The sequence below is a fragment of the Methanobacterium sp. genome (genome assembly GCF_038562635.1).
Taxonomy (GTDB): domain Archaea; phylum Methanobacteriota; class Methanobacteria; order Methanobacteriales; family Methanobacteriaceae; genus Methanobacterium_D.
Map to the genome: position 1 here is coordinate 283,208 of NZ_JBCFBO010000002.1, position 24,685 is coordinate 307,892.

The window sequence follows — 24,685 nt, forward strand, 5'->3', positions numbered from 1 at the left end:
TAGAACTTAAAGCTGGAGATACTGCACATCTATACTTTTAAGTAATTATTTAACATCCCAATTAAATATCATACTCATTCATGAAAAATTTCAGAGTGGAACTTGTATATCTTTACATCATTGTAGAGCCAGCAGTCTGCAGTAAGTCCTGCTTTTGTACAGGTATTATATAAGAACTCCTCTACATTCCATCCCCATTCTACAGCTACTTGCGGAAGTAACAACCCTTTGAATGGGCCTCTTTCTATAATAAGACCGTCTTTACCTATTTCAATCTTATCCAGATATTCTTCAGGTTTTTCAACCTCAATAATCTCAGGTTTTGTAAGTACACTTACTTCAATTTCGAGGTCATCTATTTCATCAAAGCTTACCGGTGGAAAACGAGGATCATTTACTGCAGCAGATATAGCAACGTCAATTACAGCATTTACAAGTGGCTTAACTGGTTCTGAATAACCTATACATCCCCTGAGCATCCCATTCTTATTTAAAGTTACAAATGCACCCATATCTTCTTTTAAAGTATCAGGAACATCCTCAGGTACATCCATAATTTTTCTACGGACTATATAATTTTTTATAGACTCCTTTGCGAGTTTTACCAGAAATTTTCCTTCTTCTTCAGATACCATTAAATTTACCCCCTAAAAAATGAAAAATAAATGAAAAAAATAATTTACATTGCCCCTCCAACAGTCGCTTCGCTTACCCTTACATGAGGTCCCCCATCTCCAACAGGAGCAGTTTGACCTCCTTTTCCGCAGAATCCAATGCTTAATTTGAAGTCGCTTCCAACACCGTTCACCTTATTAAGGATTTCCAGGATGTTTCCAGATAAAGATACATCTCTTAAAGGATCTTTTACTTCTCCATTTTCTATCATGAAAGACTCCGCAGCATTGAACTGGAAAATACCTTTTCCAGTATCTACTTGTCCTCCTCTGGAACCTTTAAGGTAAATTCCATTAGCCATATCTTCAATTAACTCTTCAAATTTCATATCTCCAGGTTTAAGGTAGGTATTACTCATTCTAACAATTGGTTGATCCCCAACTCTAGATCTTGCATTTCCTGAAGACGAAATTCCAAGTTTTGCCGCAGACTCTCTGGAACTTAACAGAGATACAAGCATTCCATTTTTAACCAGTACATTTTCACTGGTTTTTACACCTTCTGCATCGTATGGATAATAACCAAATGCATCCATACTGGCATCATCTATTATTGTGACCAATTCAGAACCGATTTGGGTTCCCATCTTACCTTTAAGAATTGAATCATTCTGTAAAATAAGATCAGCTTCAGAAGCGTGGCCTACAGCTTCATGTATAAACACGCCTGTGAGTTCACAGTCAAGTATAACTGGAAATGTCCCAGAAGGTGGTTTACTTGCATTTAAAAGCCTTACTGCCTTATCTGCTGCTTTTCTCCCGAATTTTTCTATATCTTCCTTTTGAAGCACTTCAAATCCACGTGCTCCCCCAATACTTCCATGCCCGAACTGGATCATATCCTCTTCTGCTGCAACAGCATTTAAAAATACTGCCACCCGAGATTCTTCATTTGTAATTGAAGTACCTTCCGTGTTTAAAAATAAACTTTTTCCTTCCGCATCAACATAACTTACAGTGGTACTGACTATTTTTTCGATGGTTGCAGCCTGGTTGACTTCATTCATGAGATCCTTCTTTTCCTCGATAGATACGTGAGAAGGTTTAATTTGGGCCTTTGATTTGACACTGTCAACTTTTGCCTCAACATCAGCAAGTTCCACGTCACTTTTTAATGATTTTACCAGTTTAAGGGCAGTTTCTACGACTTTATCCATCCTTGAAAGCTCGGTTGTAAATGCCGAACCCCATGCCCCATTTTTCAAAACCCTGATAACAGTTCCAAAATCAGACCCGGATCTTATCTCCTGAACTTTACCATCTTTCATAGTAATAGCTGTATTTTGACTATCACTGACTCTTATGTCAGCATAATCCACTTTATTTTCTATTTTATTGAGTATTCCCTCAAATAAATCGAGATCTAGTTGATTTGTCATTTATATCTCCCTTTAATTGTTAGTTTTCTCTTTTTATCCAGAATAAATCTACTTAAATTATTGATATTAATATAAATGTTAGTTTAGCCATAAAATATGGCAATTAAGAAGTATCATGTCCCCATCAATTAATAACTACTAGCAGCGATTTTTTTTAAAAGATAGAGCTATTTATATTATGTAATAAGGCCTTTATATTAATTATGTTTAAGCTGGTTGTTGAATTTAAAAACTGAGCCAGAGAGATAAAGTTGCATGAGTTAAATATATCTTAGAAAAAATGCAATTAGAATAGGGCAATATACCTTAAAATTTAGTCGGTTGCAAAAATTCTTTGAACGATTAAATTTAGTTAATGTTAAAAATTAGATAGTTATCATCGTAATTGCATGTGGAGGTGGAATGTATTCTATCAATTCATTTATAACATTTCTGCTGCAGTTTACGGCTGTTAAAAAACTTCGTTTTTTTTGAGGGCCTTCAAAATCTATGATTTAGATGCCCCAAACACGTAGTGTTTGAGGGATGTTACATTTGAATACAGAGAAATAATAAATACAGAATACATATAAATTAGTTTAAATTAATAATTTTAATGTCATTTTTATAAAAATCATTATAATAATATTAGACGTGGTGAAATGAAGACAATTAAAGAGATTAACCAAAAAATCGAAACTGGTGACGCTGTTGTCTTAACTGCTGCAGAGATGACAACTTTTGTTGAACAAAACGGTGTAAAAGCAGCTGCAGAGGAAATAGATGTTATTACAACAGGTACATTCGGTGCTATGTGCTCTTCAGGAGCATTTTTAAATTTCGGCCATTCTGATCCTCCTATTAAAATGAACAAAACATATTTAAATAATGTTGAAGCCTATTCTGGGCTTGCTGCTGTTGATGCATATATAGGAGCTACTCAATTAAATAGAAATCCCCAAATAGGCATGGATTATGGTGGCTCTCATTTAATTGAAGATTTAATCAGAGGCAAAGAAATAGATCTTGCTGTAGAAGCTTATGGTACTGACTGCTATCCTCGAAAGGAAATAGAAACCACCATTACCCTTGATAAATTAAATCAAGCAGTAATGATGAATCCAAGAAACTGCTATCAAAATTATGCCGTTGCTACAAATTCAACTGAAGAAACATTATACACTTACATGGGAACACTCCTGCCCCATTTTGGGAATGCAAGCTATTCAAGTGCAGGGCAGCTGAGCCCTCTCCTCAATGATCCTTACTTTGAAACCATAGGAATGGGAACTCGAATATTCCTGTGTGGAGGAGAAGGATACATAATCAGCGAAGGAACACAGCACTCTACTGATGCTGAACGTCGAAATGGAGTTCCTATCAGCGGTTCCGGGACATTAATGCTCATGGGAGATATGAAAAAGATGAGCAGCGATTTCGTCAGGGGAGCGACCATGCAGAAATACGGCCCTACATTATATGTCGGTGCTGGAATTCCTATTCCTGTTTTAAACGAGGACATAGCTAGAAGAACAGCTATAAGCGATGAAGACATCGTCTGCCAGGTTGTAGACTATGGAGTTCCAAAGCGCAGCCGTCCAGTTATAAAAGAAACAAATTATAAAGAACTTAAAACAGGTAAAATTGAAATTAACGGCGTGGAAGTTAACGCATCACCATTATCATCCTATAAAAAAGCTGAAGAAATTGCAAATGAGCTTAAAGCATGGATAACTAAGGGTAACTTCTTCCTTACAGAACCTATCATGAAATTACCATCTGAAGGGTACACTGTAAATCCACTTGAAATTACAAAGCCTGCTACTCTTGTAAAGAATTTAGAAAGCAAACCTGTAATAAGGGCATATCCAACAGAGGGAATAAGCGATGTTGCCAAGAAGCTCGTTGATAACAACATAAATCATTTACCAGTTGTAGATGAAAGTGGCAAGCTTAGGGGAATCGTGACTTCATGGGACATAGCAAATGCTATTGCCAAAGGTAAAACCAAATTGATGGATGTCATGACAAAGAGAGTTATAATAGCACGTGAAGACGAACCTGTGGATTTAGTAGCAAGAAGAATAGATAAACACGAGATTTCAGGGCTCCCAATTGTTGATAAAGATAACAAAGTTAAGGGAATGATCACTGCAGAAGATATCTCAAGATTAATTGGAAAGGAAAAAAATAACGACGAGGTGTGCAAATGAAGGCCTGGCTAAAATTTTCACCGGACATAACCAATAAATCAATAATTTCAGACACAATAAAATCCTATGATATAGATTTCAATATTTTAAGGGCAAATATAACTCCTAAGGGAGGTAAACTGCTGGTTGAAATATCAGGAAATCAAGTTACAGAGAGTATTGAATACATGGAAAGCCAGGGAATTAGTGTAGATCCTATTAAAAAAGTGGTGAAAAAAGAGGAAGAAAAATGCGTGGACTGCGGAGCATGTATTTCTTTATGCCCTGTAAAAGCCATATCTATCTCTGATGACTGGACCATACTGGTAGATGACCAGTTATGCATTGGCTGTGCATTCTGCACCAGTTCCTGCCCAATGAAAGCTATAAAAGTCACGGAATAGATCCAAGGCATTAATTAAATTTAATGCTTTTTAAGCATTAAATTTTTATTTAAATTTATAAAATCTTTTTTTAAATTATTTAATTATATCTTAATGGTTTAATTTTTATAAAAAAAGTCATTTACTTTTAAATTTGATTTTCAATTTATCTAATTTAATTATAACTTAAAAAAAGTAGAAGAATAAGCTAATTACTTATTCTTGAACTGGAGTTTCTTTTATTTCTGCCCTTATTACAGATCCAAGAACTCCACCAACTATTGCCAGAATTATATCCGCAACCACGTAAATTACCAGATAACTGAGTATGGATGTTATTAAAGATCCATAACCTTGGGCAGAATATATAATTACCAGTATTATAAGGAATATAACTGCTCCTATTATACCCATAATTGTTCCATTAATTGTTCCATCCTTAATTGTTCCTCCAACCATGAACCCTACTGCTATTCCCGCCAGTAAAAAGTCAGCGGTTAATAAACCTGAACTAAGCATTGATAAAACACTTAAAATAACGGCAATTATTGTACCAATAATTATAGGTCTCCATTGAATCATATTATTAGCCATATTTTTTCACTTCCTAATCTATATAATAGAAAATTAGTAAGACCTATTTAATAACTTTTTCCAAATTTACACCCAAATCTATACCAGATTAAACTTATTTAAGAAGTCTCAAGTAACTATGACATTATCCATTGTAACAAAAACAGGTGAAATAATTAAATCAGTGATTGATTAATTATTTACATTCATTTAATAAAAAAAGGCAAAAATAAGTTCACATATTGTTAAAAATAACAATCAATTGTAAGTATTATCCGATCTGGAAACACCTCATAGAAATAGAACCATTTTGAAAACCTTCATAAGTAAAAGTCACGGGTTCATTCTCATCACGCAGTGCAATGGAATAGATCATAGGTAAATAATGGTCAAGTGTAGGCACGGCATAGAGAGCTGAAGAACCCATATTCTCAAAATTAATTAAATCTTCCACATTTCCATTTAATAGATTAGATTTCACTTTTTGGTCAAACTCGACTGCCCAATCATATGGCTTAGCCTGCATATTATAATCAGCCATCCCCAAGTTATGAACAATATTACCACTGCCCATAATTAAAACTCCCTTTTCTCTCAAGACTTTGAGTTTTGAAGCTAAATCATAATGATACTGGACTGGTTTTGGATTTCTATCATTGAAAGAATAATCCAGACTCATTTCAAAGACAGGTATATCCGCTTGAGGATACATGTGCTTTAAAACAGCCCATGAAGCATGATCTAAGCCCCATTGAGTAGAACAACTAATGATATTCTCAGATTGAGCTAAAAATTTAGCACAATCTGGAGCACCTGGACTTGGATAAGTGATCTCATACATCTTTTCAGGAAAGCCATAAAAATCATGAATGGTTTTTGGCTTATCCATACATGTAACGTAAGTTCCATCAGTCAACCAGTGGGCCGAAACTACCAGTATTGCCATTGGTTTAGGGAGATTTTGACCAAGTTTCACTAAACTTCTTGTAAAATCATTGTCAGAGATTACATTTATAGGCGAACCATGTCCTATAAACAATACTGGCATCTTTTCGTTATTCTGCCGGATTTTTTGATTCATAGCTACTTTTTTGTAATTCATCCATTATCGATTTTTCGCTGCAGTTAAAATATATTCCAAATTAATTACATTAAACCAATTTGTTTCATTAGCCCTATCTGATCATAAAATAAGTTTTCTTCAACGATTTTGCTGTCTTTCCAGTGGGCAACCGTGCAGAATTTCACTTTAAACTTTTTATTGGTTGGCTGTATCATCTTTCCATCAGCGCATTTCATAGGTCCTTTCATCGTGCCGGCGAATATAGCTAGTCCAATCATCTTGACCCATAAGTACATTATATGGGTCGTTCTCTATGTGGTTATCTGGAAATGTCTTGAAAAATTCTTCAGCTTCTTTTTGATGTGGATCTCCTCCCTTTGTTGGTTCAGGTTGTCCTGGCCAGTAAACAGCAGCGTCTTCTGTATGCCTTTCTCTAAACACTTTCCAGTCCTGAGAATTCCATGCATCACCCAGTGTTTTCATTAACATTTTATTTTTATTAACAGTGTCTGATTCTTCCTTATTCAAGATATAATGGATAAATTTAAGATTAATATTAAGATGTGATTACTCTAAAGAACAATTTCGTTACATTTAAAAGTATATTCATACCATATGAAATTGTTAAAATATTAATCATAATGTAATCTTAATGTGGGGCGGTAATTATGGGTGATGAACTTGAATTTAAATTTTTGCTTTCAAATTTATTAAAAGCTAGATTTCCATATATCTACATTCCTACTTGGGAAGAAAATCGTGTTTTATCAGTAATTAATACTATCTCAACGGATCCAAATTTGATCAAGACCTCCAGAATCGTTTATATATGGAAACTCACAACTGGACTTACCAAAAACAATGAAAATGTGATTAGCGGTACTAAATCTCCCCTAAAAGCACTGGAATATATAGAAAAATCAGATGATCCTGCAATATTCGTATTTTTAGATTTTCATATATATTTGGGCTCAACTGGTATGTGCAATCCAGATCCTCAAATAATACGTAAAATTAGAGATCTATCATCTTTGCTTAAAGAGAGTAAGAATCCTAAAAACGTAATATTTATTTCACCTTCGGTTATGTTGCCTGATGAATTACAAAAAGAAGTAAGTATTGTTGATTTTGATTTACCCAATGTTGAAGACATAATGAATCTTCTAGAAGATATGATAACCGTAAATCAACCTGGAAAAATTACAATTGATCTCAATCCAAATGAAAAAGAACGCATTTCAAAATCAGCTTTAGGATTAACCCTCCAAGAAGTAGAAAACGCATTTGCCCGTGCTATGGTTGAAGGAGGAAACTTCAATATTAAAAAATTAGACGTGATTCATGAAGAAAAACGTCAGATAATTAAAAAAAGTGAGATATTGGAATTCATTAAAAGTGATCTCCAAATGAATGATATAGGTGGATTACAAAACCTTAAAAGATGGTTAGAAAAAAGGAATAAATCCTGGCTAGATTCAGCTAAGCATTATGGGATCACAGCACCCCAAGGGGTTTTAATTACTGGAGTTCCAGGTTGTGGTAAGAGTTTGATAGTAAAAGCTATTAGCGCAATGTGGCAGTTACCTCTTCTTCGCCTGGACATAGGAAAAGTTTTCAGTGGAATCTTGGGAAGCAGTGAAGAAAATATGCGAAAAGCAATAAAAATTGCAGAAGCTACTTCTCCTTCAATATTATGGATAGATGAAATTGAAAAAGGTTTCAGTAACGGAGGAGGAGATGGGGGGACCTCAAGTCGTGTTTTTGGAACATTTTTGACATGGATGCAGGAAAAAGAGAAGCCTGTTTTTGTTGCGGCAACCGCAAACGAGATAGAAATGCTACCTGCTGAATTTCTCAGAAAAGGCCGTTTTGATGAGATATTCTTTGTAGATTTGCCCACTTACAAAGAAAGAATGGACATATTAGAGATACATATTAATAAACGCCTAAATCAAGAGATCATAGGAGATTTCAAATTAAATAATGATTCTTACTCATATTTGGCAGGAATTACTGAGGGTTATGTTGGAGCAGAACTAGAACAGATTGTAATCTCAGGACTCTTTGAGGCATTCTCAGAGGACAGGCCCATTGAGCTCGAAGATTTTGAAAAATCCATAACAAATACGGTGCCTTTATCGGTAACCCAAGCAGAAAAGATCAGGGCAATTCGTGAATGGGCCAACATACGTGCCGTAGCGGCCACATCTGCCGATGATAGGATTGAATATAATCAAGAAGTGGCAGGATTTGAATTGGAGCCAAATGAACAGAATATCGATGAAGATATCGGATCTTCACGAGGTGGACGAGCAATTGATTTGTAAAAAATGAGGAGATGATTTAATGAGTGTGACTATGGTGTTAATACCCGTAGCAATCGCTGCTGCAGGAACTTTATTTGTTAAAGTTGAACCTCTTGAAAGTGATCTAATCATATTCAAAACGAAAATGAAAAATGCCTTAATATTGCAGAAAGCCGTAATTAATCTTGGATATCAACCCCATATTTTAAATAGAATTCAGATGGAAATTCAACATGAAGATATGCATATAAATTTCCAGAAAAATGAAGATAATACTATCCAAGCCACATTCAATGAAAATATGTCTCAAAAACAGGCCGAAGCATATATTGCTGAGATTTATGATGAATATACTACATTAGTACAACAACAAACCTATGAAAAACTCCTTGAAAACATTAAAAATCGTAATCTTAACTTAGAGTCTGAAGAAGTCACAAAAGACAATTCTATTGTACTTACACTAACCGTGCAGGAGTAGGAAGCATGAAAAAGAGTATTAAAATTGAAATTTTCAGTGATGGTACTATTCAGGCCGAAACTCAGGGAATAAAAGGCAAGAAATGTACGGATTATATAAAAATTTTAGAGGAAATTTTAGAGTCAAAAATAACAGATTCAGATTATACTCCCGAATATAACGAAAAAGAAAACGTGCGAAATAGAAATATCCAAAAACAGATGGTTAATGGAGACTGACATGTCCAAAAGTTCATGGGAACTGATTCACTCTTGGTGGCTAATATTACCTTTTACTTTTCCTATTTATCTAAACTGGACAGCCTTTATATATATAGGAATAACTGCAAGAGATCGCAAGTGGATTTCTTACGGAGTAATATATTCAATTCCCAGCATACTACTAACATTTGTAGATAGCACAACGAATTCTAACGAAATAATCGATGCTAACTCACTAATGGGGATACTCATAATTAGCATATATTTAATGGGATGTATCTCAATAATTCATGCATTTTCTTTGCGTGAAGAGTATTTAATCCGTTTAAAAGCTTTAAAAAATGTTAAAAATGATGATAAATTAAGGAAAAAAATTGCCAGAGAATATGGTCTGGATGATGGAAATTTTTCATATAATCAAGAACATTCTACAAGAATTAAAAATGAGAAATCCCCGATTTCAGATGAGTTTGTTAAGGATTTCCCGCATACAGTTTCACCTTCAATAGACATTAATAATGATCCTGAAGATTTGTTGCTAGAATTACCGGGTATAAATGAAACATTGGCTAAAAAAATAATTCAATTGCGCCAATCGGGTATTTATTTCGATTCTGCTGAAGACTTCGGAGAGTTATTAGGCCTTAAACCACACGTAGTGGAAAGAATAAAACCTCTTATTGTTATTAATACATCTGGAGAAGAAACAAAAATAATGAAAAATAAAGGTAGAATAGTGGACATTTAATAAATAAACATTGCAAACATGAGATTAAATAAGGGATTAATATGTCAAGACGTTTATGGGGACTAATTAACTCTTGGTGGCTTATACTGCCTTTTACTATATATCTGAACTGGTTGGCCTTTCTATATGTAGGAGTAACTGCCAAACATCGCAAGTGGATTCTTTATGGAGTATTATATGCAATTCCATTCATATTTTATCTATTTTACACTCTAACCGGCCAAGACACCAGTATAGTAAATGGCCAACCAGTCAGTTTAGAATTTGAAATAATTTTAAGTGCAGTATGGCTAATAGGGATTTTTTCGATTGTACATGCGTTTTCATTACGTAAAGAGTATTTAATTCGTTTAGAAATCTTAAAAGAAGTTAAAATAGATGAATTAAAAAAGGAAATCCATCAAGAAATCTCTTTAAATAATCCGGAACATTCCAAAAACATTGAAAACCAGGATACGAGAACAGATACTAATGAGTTTGTTAAAGATCTTCCTTTTAAATCAGTTTCATCTCCAGTGGATATAAATAATGATCCTGAAGACTTTTTGGTACAATTACCAGGTGTGAGTATAATATTAGCCAAAAAAACAATTCAATTGCGCGAATCAGGCGTTTATTTCGATTCTGCAGAAGAGTTTGGACAAGCACTGGGCATTAAACCTCACACATTGGAAAAAATTAAACCATTTATAGTTATTAACCCACAAAAAGATGTTTCTACAATAACAACATCCCATACTAAAGGCCGCAGGATTGATATTTAATGTATTTATATGTATACAAATTCTTACCAAGTACTCAGGTAGAAGGACCTGGTGAACGTGCCTGTATCTATGTGCAGGGGTGTTCTATTAGATGTGAAGGTTGTATTACACCCCAAAGCTGGCAGAAAGGGATTAACCAGAAGGTTAATGTGAAAGATATTGCTGAAACCATTCTTCAAGGTCCTGAAGTTGAAGGAGTTACCTTTTCTGGCGGAGAACCATTTGAACAGGCGAAAGCTCTAGCAAAATTAGGAAATATCCTTAAAAATGAAAATTTATCAGTTGTTACGTTCACCGGTCATGTTTTTGAAGATATAGTGAAATCTTCCAATGCCGATTGGCATGAATTGTTATCTATAACTGACCTGCTGATTGATGGTCCTTACATGAAGAATGAATTTGATCTCAACCATCCATGGGTTGGCTCATCAAATCAAAGATACCATTTTTTAACTGAACGTTACCATCATATTCAACCTACTATCCATAAAATCAAGAATAAAATTGAAATTAGACTTCAGGATGATGGCGAAATAGTTGTTAATGGAATAATTAGACAAAAAAATATTAAAGATCTATTGGATGGGATCTAACTAAAAAATAATAAAACCAATGATAAATAAATGAATTTTGGTAGAAGACAATATTTTTTTAATTTTCATTATACTTTATTTTATAAGTATAATTTACATTTCGCTAAGTGAGGGTGATTTTTTACGCATGATATGGAGATTTGCACCTGTCCTTACAATTATACTGGTCTTTAGATAGTCTAAAGATCACATTAAAATATATTTTGGGTTTTAACGAGTTTAACTATATTTTCAGGGTTAATATTAAGTTATGTATACGTGTTTATGCCCACATATGCTTTAAACAGAAAATATTATCTTTCAATGGGCATTTTCCTGTTATATTTGATATTTTTGGTTTTTGGTTATATTTACAGAGCAAAAATTTGAATTTGATTTTTTATGCTTAGTAATACTACAATAGATAGTACTGGTTTACAACTACTCTTATCTAAACATGTTAAGAGATTATATCTTCTTTGGTTGTCTAATCCTAATTTTTATTGGTTATATCATTCTATTCATTTAGTTATATAACCATGAAGATGTAGAAAAAAAATCCATATTAAATCCTAGAACAACTAAAAATGTTTATATCATTCCCAAGAGGGTAAACTGTACTTCCATTTTAATCCTTTTTCAGATTAAATAAAAAAATATCCCTATTCATAATTTCTTTTTAATTAATAGACTCCACTCAAAAATTAAAAATTATTAAAAAAAATAGTTTATAAAAAATTATAAACCGAATGATTTTTTAAGGAGATCTACATTTACGTATCCTGCTCTGAAGAGTTCACCAGTTCTTAAATCGTTTATGACCACTTCAGCAGGTGCAAACATTCCTTTGTCGATTTTGTAGAAGTCGTATTCCGCTTCTTTAAATACATCGTAGAATGGTTTTCCGTATCCTTCAGATGCGGACGATGGGAGATTTTCAGCTAAAGCTTTTAAGTCATCTCCTTCTTCAGACTGGATGTAGTAGTAAGTCCTACCACCGAATAAAACAGCATCGTTTGTTTTACCCATTGCTTTAAGTCCGTCTGGGTCAACAGGTGCTATTGGTGCGATTCCTGCAGCAAATTTAACTTTTGTAACGTCGAAGTCTAAAGCTTCCATCATTTTGTAGGTACCGTTTTCTACAACTCTTCCTGCTATTTGTATTGAACCTACGATTGATGATGTTGGTGCAACGAGTACTGTTACGTTTTCTGGTGAGACACCGCAGTCTTTTGCAATTGCGTCGGTTACGTCAGCGCCGGGTAATTTGTCAGCTTCGAGTGTGAGGATTGCAATGTCTGCATCGTCTTCGTAGCCTATTACTTCATAGGTGTGGGCTGGTTTTTTAGCTAATGCTCTTGCAGGTCCTGAACCTAGTGCAAAGAAGTCACCTACACTTACAGACCATCCTGCTTTTTGTGCTCCAAGGGTTGATATTGCCGGAGAGTTGGTTTTAATTTTTACAGAAGGTAACGCAAAACTTTCTGAGAGGTCTCCTGGAATTGAGATTCCCACTTCTGCAAGTCCTCCAAGACATACTTTTGTGTAAAGTTCCCCTGCTTTAAGGCTTCCAGAAACATTTACACCAGCATCGATAACTGTGGAACCGTTTTCAAGCTTTTCTACGCTTATGTTTAATTCATCTGCGTCTTTTATCATTAAGTCTACTGTCTTTTTTGCTTCAAGATTGACACTTACCATTATTTCACCTCATTAGTGTGATATATTATATGAATACAAAATTTGTTGGTGAATGGATTTTAAGCTATTGTCCTTTAATTAGTTTACTATTTGATCTTCTGGATTTTGAAAAATGTGCCATTATGATTACATACGTCCATTGCAAAAAATTCATTGACAGCCGCCTGTTACCTCTTCTTAATTCTATTTTAACATAGGGCATTCTGGGGCGAAACTCCTTTTAATTTTATTGTTAAAATTAAATAGATTATTTTGCTTCCTTTTAACTTATGTTGAACTTTTTTATAATAATAAATAATTAAACGAATAAAATTAAGATGTAATCATTTTTTTAAGGTACAAAAAATACTATTTTTAGTAATCCATCCTTTGGTTAAGACATTTTTTAAATTCAACAGCATTTACATGTAATTTTAACTGTTCAGAAGATGGAAGGGCTGATCTTTCAAAATGTCTCATATCTGAGAGTATGCTCATTTCAATAATAGCTTCCATGGACCTGGCACCATGCTTATATTTAGGGACTTTAATTAAGGCGTTTAATACAGAAGGATCGATATTTGCTTCAGAACCTAAAAAAATGTTTTTAGCTTTTTTCTCTAAAATGGATCGTAATACCATGGCCCTTCTTATCATGTAAAGGTAATCATTGTCTTGTTCTTGGTCAATTCCCGTAATATCAATATATCCCCGTAATCTACTTACAAAATCTGCCCCTTTGACCTTGTCTTTATCTTTATCATTATCAAATTCTTCAAAAGTTTTATTCCTGCCTCCTGCAAAAACAAAAATACATTTACCAATAGGGTGAATAATCTCGCCCTGTTTGAAACTACCATCACTCATAGGAGATAAAAAGTATTTTAACCAGCCATAAGGAACATTATCCAGATCAGAATCAAATTCATCAAAAAATATTAGGGGTGTTTTACCAGTTAAGGATGTACTTTGAATAATGTGAAAAGCACTGAACAAATCATTCAGCGATTTAAATTGGGATAAATTAAATTCTATGGGTTTTATGTCATTAGAAATAGTTTTCGTGATTTGAGTAACACCAAATGATTTTCCAGAACCAGGTGGTCCAAAAACTGCTATTGAAAGAGGTTCTTTTATATTTTTTTTAGATAAATACTCCAGTATGAGGTTTCTACTATTATGAAAAGTTTCAATTTCTTTTCTATCAACTGTAAGCAATTCACCAAACTCAGCAATAGGAGATTGTAACAAAACGCTTTCTTTAGATTTTACATATTGATATGCTGCTTTAAAAACATCTTTTTCATTTTTCAACTTCTGTTTCATGATTTTCCAGCCAATATCATCTTGGAATTCAACATCCTGAATTTTTTCTTTATCGTTATCCAGATTTAAAAACATTTTTTTAAAAGGAAAATCCATCTTACCAGCATCATCTGCTATAAAACCCATTTCAAGAAGATTACGGCTGGCAACTATTCCTTTTTTAATCCCATCAATCAGTTTATCACCATAACTTTTGGGATTATTCTGAATCTCATGTATTAATCCAGAAATAAAAGCACTGCGTAACCCTTTCATATAATATCCTTCACTTTTTTGTTCAAGGGCTCCTTCAAAAACTTCAGGATCAAAAAATAATGTGTATTTGGCTTTTTCTCCATCATATTGGCATAATATTGCTCCGTTTACTCCAAAACGAACAATCAAATTTTTACATTGACTGATCTCCTTAATATTAAGATTACCTTCTCCTTTCCGATTTTTTTCCATTTCATTTAAAAAATCATAAGCGGTACGTTCCCATGATAAACTTCTACTTATACGCAAACCTTTTTCTCGTAAATCATCAGCTCTTATTATAACAATTAAATTTGGTTGATTTTTTAGAAATTCCCATAAATCTCCCTGGGCCAAAGGACGACTCATTTTAAGTATAAATAAACTATCTTTCACATCTACATTATCAATAGGGCTCCAAAGATTTTTCAAATCCCTGAAATATTTATTATCATCATGTATAACCACTATATCTGGAGGAGTTTGATCATCAAATTTATGGTAATCGAATTTCGGTTTTATGATTTTTTCTGGTTTTTTAAATCCCGAAAAAGTTTTAACAAGATGTTTTTCGTTAGGTGGTAAAACCAATTTATTATCTTGTGACGGGCTATATTTTTCCAAAATGCACATACTATTAATCAAATCTTTAGAATTATTTAGTTCCATTTCATTTTTTATTTCTAATTCGTCATATTGAATCAATTGAAGGTGATCTTTTTTAATTTCATTAATCATTTTTGCAATTAGTGGGGCCCCGCCCATTCTGGCTATAATGTCATATCCTTTGTAGATTTCATGATTGGATTGTTCATAAGGATAATCCTTTGAATTACTGTTATCCCATTTTAACCAATCTTTAGTAACATCTCCAACAACCATAAGTTTAATTTTTTCTGACATTCCCCACATCCTCATAATTTATTAACAAAGTTAATTAATATATATGTCAATTTTAGGATTTATAATGGTGGTTTCTAAGAATTTTAACTTAAGAAGCAGAAATAATACCAATAAAACTTGTGGAAATGGTTCACCTTTTGAAAAATTCTTTTTAGACCATAAATAATAGTTATAGTATTAAAACAATTATATTTCTGTTATAATCAAAAATACATTACATTATGGGTAAAAATCAGATTAGAGGTTAAAAATTTATCTAATCTATTTAACTAGAGCATCATATTTTAGCTTTATGAGATTCAATGACTGTTTCTATAATCTCCAAATAAAAAGTTCGTGTAATGCACCAGCACATAAACAACAAATACAACCGCCAGCAGCTCCTCAAAGTACCCCACATACTGCAGTAAAGGTATTTGCAGATTCATACTGGCCAAAAAATTATTTGCATACTGCATGGCAATAGCACTAATTACTAAAGGAAATCCAAATGCAGAATAACTAGGATAAAACTTTAATTTCAGCATTTTAGGCATGTACAGAAGCACTGCAAAGAACATAACAATCGCCGAAATAACAAGCCCCCAAAAAATATTCATGTTTATCACATTAAATGAGCTTAAATATCCTGCCAGACAGATGCTTGAAGGTGCTGCAAAAATGGTTAATGTAGGAATGGCTGGTTCTGGAAATGACTTAACTACAAATACCCTGTAAAGCATTAACGGCAATAAAATCAAATAAGATACAAATCCAAAGTAGAATAACACTCTACCGATGCCCGCAGCGTTAAATATCGGCGCAACTATACTTCCCACTGCAACACCAACATACACTACAAAGTAACAGGGAAATACTTTGTTTATATCAAAATCAAAGATAAATTTCCGGGTAAAAAGAATTATTATAACAAACTGCATTAAAATTCCCACAATCCACATAACATAAGCTGTAGAAGGAAAAAATGAATTAACATACGTTGATAAGACAATGATCCCCATTGGAAAAGTGGAAGCAACACCTGCAACTGCAGGATTATTTAAATCTGCCTTAAGATGCTTAGGATTAGATGCTATTTTTATTAAAATCAACGCTAAAATTAGCGCAGATATAACTCCAAATATAATTTTAAGTGCAATTTCTTGAGAAGATACCAGATTTCCTGCTTCCGCTAGACCCAGCATTAAACCAGATATCGGTACAGAAATTTTGTCCATCAAATCTTTCATAATCTAACCATTTAAAAAATAAATAAAATTAACCGTTAATTCACTATAAACCAAACATCTGCATGCTTAAAGTCTTCTTAGCATCATCAAAATTAACTTCGTATATGTGGGCACTTATGGAATGGATGGATATCTCCCCTACTTCTACACCGAGCTGATCAGCAGCATACTTTGTTAAATAAGTTAAACCTACTGCATTGGGGAACCAGGCACCGTAGATATCGTGTGACCTCCATAAACCAGTTGTATAAAGTTTTCCATCCCTTATTTTGAGATCTACAAGGATCATGCACGGTACTTCATCGACTTTTGTATCAGTAGTCGGGTCCCATGTTACAGAAATTGATCTCCTTGATTCAGTACAGTTTTTAAGCCTGTCAATGGCCACCTGAATCTGATCAATGCCCTCAAAGTGTGCCCTCAGACGGTTACCGTAAGTATAAACAAATCCCTGCTTATCATCACTTATAAACTGCTTCGAATAAATTTTAAGTTTTTCCCCTCTCCAAAAATAACCGGTTGGTATTTTTATGTTCTCAAACATGTCATTTTCATTATTGTTTTTAGATTTCTGGTTTCCAAGGGGATTTTTTATTGTAACAAGGGTATTCAAAACTTCTTTAGTTAATGAGCCCCTTTCATCATTTATTTCTTTACCTTCTTCCATAATTTTCTTTACAAGTGTTTCCCAGCCGTCTGCTATCTGATTGACTTCAATTTGAAATGACATGTTATATTCTCCGTTGAACTAAGTTTTTATTAAACTGTTATAAATTTAATGCTTTTTGAATATTTAACCCGCGTCTGTATTATAATTTATAAAATTAAATAAATTCAAGGGACGCTACAATTATCAAAATTAAAATTCCTTTGCGACTTCTGCCATTACTTTAAGTTTAGAAAATGCTGCCTCTCTTGACCTCAGCCTCATTCCACAGTCAGGGTCGGCAATCATGTTTTCAGCACCTATAAGATCTATACCTTTTTTTATCAGGTTTTCCACTTCTTCCTTACTTTCAATTCTGTCCGTTTTATTATCCAGACACCCGAACCCTATTTTTTTCCCGCGGAGATTCACATTTTCAAGGGCGTTGATGTTGCCCTCGATACCTGCAAATTCACAGTCCACGATGTCCACCGAGAATTTTAAAAGTTCATCAAATATATCCACCACTTCACCACATACATGCATGGCTACTGGTACAGATAAACCATCTGCTATAATCCCCACAGCTTTCTTTGCAACGTTAATGTCCACAACTCCAGTAGAAATAAAAGGTTCATCTATCTGCACAACTACAGCACCTGCATTTTCAAGATGTTCTGCTTCTTTTTTTAAAGCATATGCTAAATCTATGACTGCATCTTCTTTTTTATCATAATAATCTTCAATTCTGGATGAAAAAACAAGTGTAGAAGGGCCTGTTATTATTCCTTTAACTCCTTTAACACTGCCCTCAATGGTTTTTTTAGGTTTCTGGCCATATTCCTTTGAAATTCCCTCTGCTATTTTTATAGCAAATTTAAGGTCTTTTGCACATACTGATTTAGGTGAAGGCATTATTTTTCCCACAATTTTAGGAGTGTTATCCTCAACAGCCATTCCATAGATAGAACTGGCGAAAATTTCCACCATCCCCTCCCTTACCTGCCCATCGGATATTATATCAATACCTGCATCGATTTGATCCTTTACTGCAAGCTCTATGGCGGGTTTATATGCATCATAATTTCCAAAAGCATTAAAAATCTTATCTGAAAGTGATGATGGGTTTTTTAGTAAGGGGGGATAACTCCCAACGACTGTAGTTAACATAATTGGCCTCAAATGTTAAATTATTAATTTTTTAATCTAAACTTTTATATAATTCACATATGGTTTAAGTGGTATAAAAATCATATGATAATATGTTGCAACAATTTGATTATTTTAATTGTTTTGTCCAGGCATTGGTTTAAGGTCTTTTAAAACATAGAATAAAAGAAAAAAATAAAAAATGTGTCTATTTATTCATCACATAAAATAATAGCCATAGTTGTTTAAAGTAGATAAAAAACTAATTTTACACAAATAACAGATTCTTAAGCTTTTAAAGCCGATTTAGCGTCAACTTCCCCAAAAAATTCAAGAGCAGGTTTGACTAACAAATCCAGGTTTACCGCCGCAAATAAATGGTCTCCTTCCACAAGAATCAGTTTTGAATTAGGTATTTCTTTTACTAACTCTTCTGTACACCCCATGGAAATAGTATGATCTTTTGTACCGTTTATTATAAGTGTAGGAGCTTTAATTTTGCTCAACTGGCCCTTACCATCAAATTCTACCGTGGCAACAAACTGTCTATAAAATGATTCTCTGGTTGGAGGATACACTTGTGTAAAAAGTACTGCACTTTCCTTGACCAGTTCTTCCCACAATTCAGGTGTCTTCAATGCGATTTCAAGCTCAATCTTCATTGAAGGAGAAACACGAGCCGCTGTAGAAGTTAATATCAAACCTTTCACCATTTCAGGATATTTAACAGCTATCACCTGTGCAATTCGACCTCCCATAGAACTACCAATAAAATGAGCTTTCTTTATTCCAATGGAATTCAAGAGTCCCACAGTGTCTTCAGCCAACATTTCGATAGAGTATGGTTCATCAGGCTTGTCGGTTCTACCAACACCTCGATTATCAATACTCACAACTTTATATTTTGAAGTAAACATCTGTATCAAATGACCTACTGTACTGGTTTCAAGGCCCGCCCCATGAATTAACACCAACGGCTCACCTTCACCACGTATCTCATAATACATATTTATATTTCCTACTTTTTCTACTGGCATTTAATTCCTCCTTTATTTATTTAACCAGAGCGTGTGCAAAGTATAAAAGTTCGCAAACATCTCTATTTTCATTTTTACCGTGGAAATACAAGTCTTTGTAATCTTCACTAGTTACATTTTGAACCCTTGAAAATCCAAATTCTGTAAGAAAGTCTTCGATCTTTTCTTCTTTAATTCCAAATTGGAGCGGTTCTCCCTGTTCTGCTACATGATTTCGGATATTTGTCCCTATTTCTAATTTACAGGTTCCATCAACTACAGATTCAGGGTAATAATCAAAAATAACATGACTACCTTTACCTGAATTTTCTACAATAAATAAAAGAGTTTTAGCTACAGCCTTAGGAGGAATGTACATTATAAGCCCTTCCATAATAAAAAGCGTCTTTTTTGAACTATCATATCCATTATCCAATAATTTTTGACCCAATGTATCCTTTTCAAAATCAACAGGGACATAAACAACATGATCAGGAAGAGAACCAAAAATTTCGCCTATTTTTTGAATTTTAAAGCTCTGAGTACCCGGATGGTCGACTTCAAACACTTTTATATCCTTTAATTCCTCAATTCTATATGCTCGTGTATCATATCCTGCACCCATTATAACAACCTGTTCAATTCCTTCTTCAATAGATTTTTTAGTAAAATCATCGAAATATCTAACTCTAGCCATTATAGAACTGCTGAGTCCTGGAAAAAGTTTTTCCATTTGTTCTACTTTCACTTTAGCTTCTTTTGGGTGTTCTCTTCCAAATTTTATTATTTCGGGACTGATGAAATGTACAGCATAAGGATCATAACAGATTCTTTCATCTTCAGGCTTTACAGATTCACCAAACCTCTGCATTGCCATTCCCTCAGCCATTTTGCTGGGGTTTTCTCTATTAACATTATTTTCAGACATTTAATAACCTCTTTTTTAAAATTTAAGCCTCATTCTATTCAATCACCGCATGGACGAATGATGATAAACTATTGACCGTTCTATCCTTATTTTTCCCATGGAAATAGGCTTTTTTATAGTCTTCGCTAGTTATGTTCCTAACATTCTTGAATCCTCTTTGAACTAGAAATGATTGAATTTCTCCATTATTAATACCAAAAAGAAAAGGCTCCCCAACCGCCATAACTCCATTTCGCCAGTTCTGCCCTTCTTCAAGTTTGCATGTACCATCAACCACAGATAATGGAATGTAATCAAAAATTATGGCACTGCCTTTGCCTGAATTATAGACTATGAAAGATAGTATTTCATCCACGATCTCATGAGAAAGATACATTAAAAGCCCTTCCATAATAAAAAGAGTTTTCAGAGACTTATTATATCCACTTTCCAGAAGTTGGTGGCTGAACTTATCCAATTCAATGTCCATTGGAATATATGTTACATAATCAGGAAGTGAACCAAAAATCTCAGTGATCTTCTCAATTTTTATACTTTGGGTGGCTGGATGGTCTATTTCGAACACTTTAACCTTATCCAGTCCTTCAATCCGGTATGCTCGGGTATCATATCCCGCTCCGAGTATGACAAGTTGTTCAATGCCGTCATTGATGGACGAATTCACAATATCATCAAAAAATCTCACTCTAGCCACAATTGAGTTACTGGCTCCTGGAACTAAACGTTCATTTCGAGCTACGAATGCTTTATACTTTTTAGGGTTATGAACCGCAAAATCCAGCACTTCCCGACTAATAAAGTGAATAGCATACGGATCATAACAAACGCGTTCATCTTCAGGTTTTTTAGATTCACTCATCCTTACCATGGCTATTGTCTCAGCCGTTTTACTGGGGTTTTTCATATTTACTCCAACATTATTTTCAGGCATTTTTTACTCCTATATTACAAGCTATTTTCGAAAAACATGCTTGATAACAATTTTTGATAATCTGCTTATTTATTCGATGACACCATGTCAGTGACGTAGCGTCATTTAATGACGTTGTGTCATGGAATATTTAAAGTTTTTGATAAAAGAGTTAACAAAAAATGAAATAGTAAAATTAAAAATATTGTTATAACTCAGTTTAAAAATTAAATATAATTAAATCATGCCTAAATTTAAGAAAATAGGTACATAAACCTTGAAATAAGTTATTAAAAAAATATAACTGATTTATATACAATATAACATATACATGAAATAAATAATAAATCAAATAACAAAATTAACCATTTTTATTTACATTACTTCTGTTACTAATCATATTGCCCATTAGTTCTCCAACATCCCTTAAAAATTCTTCATGGCTAATATTCTGGCTTTCAAGTAAATCTTTAAGGTCTGGAGGTAAATTATCAATACTATTTGCAATTAAAGTTTGCAGAACAGTCACTTCGACTGAATTGACGTCAGACCTGATTATTCTTTCTTTTTTACCCTGTTCTACTGCATTACGAAATATATTCAACATCTCACGGCGCAAAACAAGGATCTCATTTAGATATTCACTGATTGTGAATTTTGGTATTGGAAAATCAGGTACAATGCCTTTTTCTAAATTTTTTATATATATTTCTTCAAATTTCTTCTTATATTCAGGATAGAGCTTACTGTCAGAAGAAGGAAATATTTTATATTCTGCAGGTTCAATGTTATCTAAATCAAACCTTCCAGATAATAAATAATTATAAGCCCTTAAATAATCAGAATATTCTTTAGCAAAGTCATAATATGCCTTTCTAAATCCTGCAAGTTTTGAAAAACTATTTTTTCCTTTCTTTACTTCATCAGTGATCATTTTATACAATATTCTGGTTCCGCGAAGGACAATCGCAAAAAATAGTTCTTCTTTGTTTTCAAAGTATAGGTAAAGGGTAGATCTGCCTAATTTCACTTCTTTAGCTATATCCTTTAAAGAAACGTTTTCATAACCTTTAGAAAAGAATAATTTCTCTGCTGCGTTTAATATATCATTTCTTCGCTGTTCCTTTTCTAATTCTTTCCTGGCTATGAGTGACATTGTTTTTTTCACCTGTAATTAATGTAATCAATATTAAGTTTACATTTAATTTATAAAGTAATTTCCATCCCAGTATAAATGCTTTTTAACTTACCGCTTAAAATTGGTTTCATTATATTAAATCCGCGTTCTCCAGTACAATGACCCGTGTAAATTTGTCCTGCAGCTTCCAATTTTAACCACTCCGCTATTTCTTCAATTTCTTCTTTTTTAGCCGTCTCAAATGTACGGGCTCCAGCCTGGAGATGGAACCCTCCAAGTACAGTGCCTATCTTTTTATGAGGAAAAACTTTTTTAGCAGTATTTATAATATTTTTGATCCCGCTGTGCCCACATCCTGTAAAAACAGTTAAACCATTACTATTTTCTATAATCATGAATAATTCATGTTTAAAATCATCTTTTATAAGTTTTTCATTTACTTTTTCAAATAAAACATGATTACTGTAAGGAACTGGAAACTCTTTATGGATATTAGGCACTATAAACATGTTTTTGGCTATTTCTACAGTTTTGTCAATGAAATATAATCTTTCTGCATATTTTTCGACTATTTCGCTATCGATACCAATGTATTTTTCACCCTCAGGACGTTTAGAATAATAGGAACCTAAAGCTTCCTTTTTAAGGTAAACTGGTGCTTTATCGTTAATCTGGAAAAATTTTAGAAGTCCTCCAGTATGATCGTCATGTCCATGAGAAATGATTACAGCATCCACTTTCCGTAGATCAATGCCTAATCTTGACGCATTTTCTATTGCGCTTTCTTGAGGGCCTCCAGTATCAAAAAGAATTTTATAGCCATTTTTTTCAATAAATAATGAGATCCCATGTTCTGCAATTAAATCAGAATTTTTTAGCTTGGTATTTTCAGTCAAAACAGTTATTTTCATCTCAAGTCTCCAATCTAAATAATCTGCATCAAGTGTAATATTATATACTTTTAAACCGCATAAAATTCAACTTTTACAGAAAATATTAATATTTTTCGTTTCCAGGTTTTGCTTTAATATAATTAACTGTAACATAGTTAGGGTCCGTTTCATCACGAATAATTTCCTTGCTGACCACTTCAAATCCAGTCTTATCCAGCATATCCACTATCTTTTCTTGATTTAAAAAATGACCAGTAGTTGGGATCTTACGATAATTTACAAGTGCTTTAAACCTGAACTTTAAGTTTCCATAAAAGGATAGAAAAGAAATGTCAGGGCCTGCTATTATAAGTAAACCTCCAGGTTTTAAAATTCGGCGGCTCTCTTTAAGAGCTTTTTCAGGTTCAGTAAAGAGAAGAACCAAACCCATAAATACAGTATCAAATGTTCCTTCATTGAATTTACAATCCTGGCAGTCCATAACCTGAAATTCAAATCCTTTCAGGTTTTCTCTAGCAATTGACAGCATTTCCTCTGAAATATCAGTTGAAATAATGCTTTCTGACTTATTTGCCAGTGTTTTTGTGAAATAACCTGTGCCACAGCCAAGTTCAATTAGATTTCCTAAATTGTCTTCTTCATTTAACTTTTCCTGTATTTTTGGCCTTATTTTTTCTCCCATGATATTATCTATAGCTGAATCGTATCTATTTGATAATTCTGCCCAAAATTTAATGAATTCTTCCGCCAAAGAAACCCCTCTTATTACAAAGAATACTTCCAATTAAAAAAAGAAAAGAATGCATATTTTGTCTAGCCGAAATTGATGAACTTTTTAGGCTCAAAATTGGTCTGCATTGTCCAGAAATAGGCTTCACCTTTGGCAATGCGGAAAATTATAAGACCCGGACTGTTAAATGTCATACCAAATTCCTTAAGGAATGGCCTATCTTCCAAAACCTTTTTTTTAAGATCAGGGTCATCAACAAATTCTATTTCACCAGCTACCCTCATCATTTTTCCTGTCGCCTCGTCTGGCTGCCAGAAACATGCCTCTACTTTAGGATTTGCTTGAAGCTGTCCGTACATATCTTTCATACCTCCAATCTGGAAGTAAAATCCATTTTCATCAGCAAACCAGAAACCAAGTGCTCTAACTCTAGGCTGGTCCCCTTCAGTTGTTGCAAGGTAGCAAACAGGCGTTTCATTTGCAAAATTTATGCAGTCTTTAAAATCCATAATATCATATCCTCCATTTAATTAGTTTAAATAGATGTAATTATATTTATTTTTTAATGAATATATAAAATATGTTATAT

Annotated in this window: 27 protein-coding genes; 9 read left to right on the plus strand and 18 right to left on the minus strand. The window is 33.5% G+C overall.

The window, feature by feature from the left end; all coding sequences use genetic code 11:
* Window positions 1-74 precede the first annotated feature (74 nt).
* Both AAGU07_RS13400 and AAGU07_RS13405 read right to left on the minus strand, forming a co-directional pair.
* The gene (locus tag AAGU07_RS13400; protein WP_342459608.1) at window positions 75-635 is read right to left on the minus strand and encodes a TIGR00296 family protein; all 561 of its coding nucleotides are present in this window, start codon (window positions 633-635) and stop codon (window positions 75-77) included.
* Between the two features lie 44 nt (window positions 636-679).
* A complete protein-coding gene (locus AAGU07_RS13405) occupies window positions 680-2,053 on the minus strand; it encodes a TldD/PmbA family protein (protein ID WP_342459609.1) in 1,374 nt (457 codons plus the stop codon).
* A 641-nt stretch (window positions 2,054-2,694) separates the two neighbouring features.
* Here AAGU07_RS13405 and AAGU07_RS13410 point away from each other — a divergent pair.
* Together AAGU07_RS13410 and AAGU07_RS13415 are read left to right on the plus strand one after the other, a co-directional pair.
* A complete protein-coding gene (locus AAGU07_RS13410) occupies window positions 2,695-4,245 on the plus strand; it encodes a homocysteine biosynthesis protein (RefSeq protein ID WP_342459610.1) in 1,551 nt (516 codons plus the stop codon).
* The gene (locus tag AAGU07_RS13415) at window positions 4,242-4,628 is read left to right on the plus strand and encodes a 4Fe-4S dicluster-binding protein (protein WP_069583515.1); all 387 of its coding nucleotides are present in this window, start codon (window positions 4,242-4,244) and stop codon (window positions 4,626-4,628) included. The genes AAGU07_RS13410 and AAGU07_RS13415 overlap by 4 nt, the downstream gene beginning before the upstream one ends.
* Window positions 4,629-4,823: 195 nt before the next feature.
* Here the strand turns inward: AAGU07_RS13415 and AAGU07_RS13420 are convergent, their stop codons facing one another.
* The 4 genes from AAGU07_RS13420 to AAGU07_RS13435 all read right to left on the minus strand — a co-directional run bounded on the left by AAGU07_RS13420 (window position 4,824) and on the right by AAGU07_RS13435 (window position 6,771).
* Window positions 4,824-5,201 carry a DUF5518 domain-containing protein gene (locus tag AAGU07_RS13420; protein ID WP_342459611.1) on the minus strand — a complete coding sequence of 126 codons (378 nt, stop codon included), beginning with the start codon at window positions 5,199-5,201 and terminating at the stop codon, window positions 4,824-4,826.
* Window positions 5,202-5,451: 250 nt separating this feature from the next.
* On the minus strand, window positions 5,452-6,282 hold the full coding sequence (gene ygiD / locus AAGU07_RS13425) for a 4,5-DOPA dioxygenase extradiol (RefSeq protein ID WP_342459612.1): 831 nt from the start codon (window positions 6,280-6,282) through the stop codon (window positions 5,452-5,454).
* 44 nt (window positions 6,283-6,326) lie between these two features.
* The gene (locus AAGU07_RS13430) at window positions 6,327-6,479 is read right to left on the minus strand and encodes an ester cyclase (protein ID WP_342459613.1); all 153 of its coding nucleotides are present in this window, start codon (window positions 6,477-6,479) and stop codon (window positions 6,327-6,329) included.
* On the minus strand, window positions 6,466-6,771 hold the full coding sequence (locus AAGU07_RS13435; protein WP_342459614.1) for an ester cyclase: 306 nt from the start codon (window positions 6,769-6,771) through the stop codon (window positions 6,466-6,468). The genes AAGU07_RS13430 and AAGU07_RS13435 overlap by 14 nt, the downstream gene beginning before the upstream one ends.
* 140 nt (window positions 6,772-6,911) lie before the next feature.
* Here AAGU07_RS13435 and AAGU07_RS13440 point away from each other — a divergent pair, with 140 nt between their 5' ends.
* The 6 genes from AAGU07_RS13440 to AAGU07_RS13465 are packed head-to-tail and all read left to right on the plus strand — an operon-like array spanning window position 6,912 to window position 11,335.
* Complete coding sequence (locus AAGU07_RS13440; RefSeq protein ID WP_342459615.1) at window positions 6,912-8,570, plus strand: AAA family ATPase; 1,659 nt, start codon at window positions 6,912-6,914, stop codon at window positions 8,568-8,570.
* Window positions 8,571-8,589: 19 nt separating this feature from the next.
* On the plus strand, window positions 8,590-9,030 hold the full coding sequence (locus AAGU07_RS13445) for a hypothetical protein (RefSeq protein ID WP_342459616.1): 441 nt from the start codon (window positions 8,590-8,592) through the stop codon (window positions 9,028-9,030).
* Between the two features lie 5 nt (window positions 9,031-9,035).
* Entirely contained in the window at window positions 9,036-9,248 is a 213-nt protein-coding gene (locus AAGU07_RS13450) for a DUF2997 domain-containing protein (RefSeq protein ID WP_342459617.1), read from the plus strand.
* Between the two features lies 1 nt (window position 9,249).
* Window positions 9,250-9,978, plus strand: coding sequence for a helix-hairpin-helix domain-containing protein (locus AAGU07_RS13455; RefSeq protein WP_342459618.1), 729 nt, complete (start codon window positions 9,250-9,252; stop codon window positions 9,976-9,978).
* A gap of 41 nt (window positions 9,979-10,019) precedes the next feature.
* The gene (locus AAGU07_RS13460; RefSeq protein ID WP_342459619.1) at window positions 10,020-10,742 is read left to right on the plus strand and encodes a helix-hairpin-helix domain-containing protein; all 723 of its coding nucleotides are present in this window, start codon (window positions 10,020-10,022) and stop codon (window positions 10,740-10,742) included.
* The gene (locus tag AAGU07_RS13465; protein ID WP_342459620.1) at window positions 10,742-11,335 is read left to right on the plus strand and encodes a 4Fe-4S single cluster domain-containing protein; all 594 of its coding nucleotides are present in this window, start codon (window positions 10,742-10,744) and stop codon (window positions 11,333-11,335) included. The genes AAGU07_RS13460 and AAGU07_RS13465 overlap by 1 nt, the downstream gene beginning before the upstream one ends.
* A 717-nt stretch (window positions 11,336-12,052) precedes the next feature.
* Here AAGU07_RS13465 and mch read toward each other — a convergent pair.
* Entirely contained in the window at window positions 12,053-13,015 is a 963-nt protein-coding gene (gene mch, locus AAGU07_RS13470) for a methenyltetrahydromethanopterin cyclohydrolase (RefSeq protein ID WP_342459621.1), read from the minus strand.
* A 29-nt stretch (window positions 13,016-13,044) separates the two neighbouring features.
* Between mch and AAGU07_RS13475 the strand changes: the two genes are divergently transcribed.
* Entirely contained in the window at window positions 13,045-13,212 is a 168-nt protein-coding gene (locus AAGU07_RS13475) for a hypothetical protein (RefSeq protein ID WP_342459622.1), read from the plus strand.
* Between the two features lie 157 nt (window positions 13,213-13,369).
* Here the strand turns inward: AAGU07_RS13475 and AAGU07_RS13480 are convergent, their stop codons facing one another.
* The 11 genes from AAGU07_RS13480 to AAGU07_RS13530 all read right to left on the minus strand — a co-directional run bounded on the left by AAGU07_RS13480 (window position 13,370) and on the right by AAGU07_RS13530 (window position 24,605).
* Window positions 13,370-15,457: a hypothetical protein gene (locus tag AAGU07_RS13480; protein WP_342459623.1), complete on the minus strand. Its 2,088-nt coding sequence runs from the start codon at window positions 15,455-15,457 to the stop codon at window positions 13,370-13,372.
* Between the two features lie 299 nt (window positions 15,458-15,756).
* A complete protein-coding gene (locus AAGU07_RS13485; RefSeq protein WP_342459624.1) occupies window positions 15,757-16,686 on the minus strand; it encodes a TDT family transporter in 930 nt (309 codons plus the stop codon).
* 43 nt (window positions 16,687-16,729) lie between these two features.
* Window positions 16,730-17,416 (minus strand): thymidylate synthase, encoded by a 687-nt coding sequence (locus AAGU07_RS13490; RefSeq protein ID WP_342459625.1) that lies wholly within the window; start codon window positions 17,414-17,416, stop codon window positions 16,730-16,732.
* Between the two features lie 129 nt (window positions 17,417-17,545).
* Entirely contained in the window at window positions 17,546-18,502 is a 957-nt protein-coding gene (locus AAGU07_RS13495; RefSeq protein WP_342459626.1) for a methionine synthase, read from the minus strand.
* 266 nt (window positions 18,503-18,768) lie between these two features.
* Window positions 18,769-19,452: an alpha/beta hydrolase gene (locus AAGU07_RS13500; RefSeq protein WP_342459627.1), complete on the minus strand. Its 684-nt coding sequence runs from the start codon at window positions 19,450-19,452 to the stop codon at window positions 18,769-18,771.
* An 82-nt stretch (window positions 19,453-19,534) separates the two neighbouring features.
* Window positions 19,535-20,425 carry a class I SAM-dependent methyltransferase gene (locus AAGU07_RS13505; RefSeq protein ID WP_342459628.1) on the minus strand — a complete coding sequence of 297 codons (891 nt, stop codon included), beginning with the start codon at window positions 20,423-20,425 and terminating at the stop codon, window positions 19,535-19,537.
* Between the two features lie 34 nt (window positions 20,426-20,459).
* Entirely contained in the window at window positions 20,460-21,356 is an 897-nt protein-coding gene (locus tag AAGU07_RS13510; RefSeq protein WP_342459629.1) for a class I SAM-dependent methyltransferase, read from the minus strand.
* Window positions 21,357-21,696: 340 nt separating this feature from the next.
* Complete coding sequence (locus AAGU07_RS13515) at window positions 21,697-22,491, minus strand: TetR/AcrR family transcriptional regulator (RefSeq protein WP_342459630.1); 795 nt, start codon at window positions 22,489-22,491, stop codon at window positions 21,697-21,699.
* A gap of 50 nt (window positions 22,492-22,541) precedes the next feature.
* Window positions 22,542-23,384 (minus strand): MBL fold metallo-hydrolase, encoded by an 843-nt coding sequence (locus AAGU07_RS13520; RefSeq protein WP_342459631.1) that lies wholly within the window; start codon window positions 23,382-23,384, stop codon window positions 22,542-22,544.
* 85 nt (window positions 23,385-23,469) lie between these two features.
* Complete coding sequence (locus AAGU07_RS13525; RefSeq protein WP_342459632.1) at window positions 23,470-24,117, minus strand: methyltransferase domain-containing protein; 648 nt, start codon at window positions 24,115-24,117, stop codon at window positions 23,470-23,472.
* A 62-nt stretch (window positions 24,118-24,179) separates the two neighbouring features.
* Complete coding sequence (locus AAGU07_RS13530) at window positions 24,180-24,605, minus strand: pyridoxamine 5'-phosphate oxidase family protein (protein WP_342459633.1); 426 nt, start codon at window positions 24,603-24,605, stop codon at window positions 24,180-24,182.
* Window positions 24,606-24,685 lie beyond the last annotated feature (80 nt).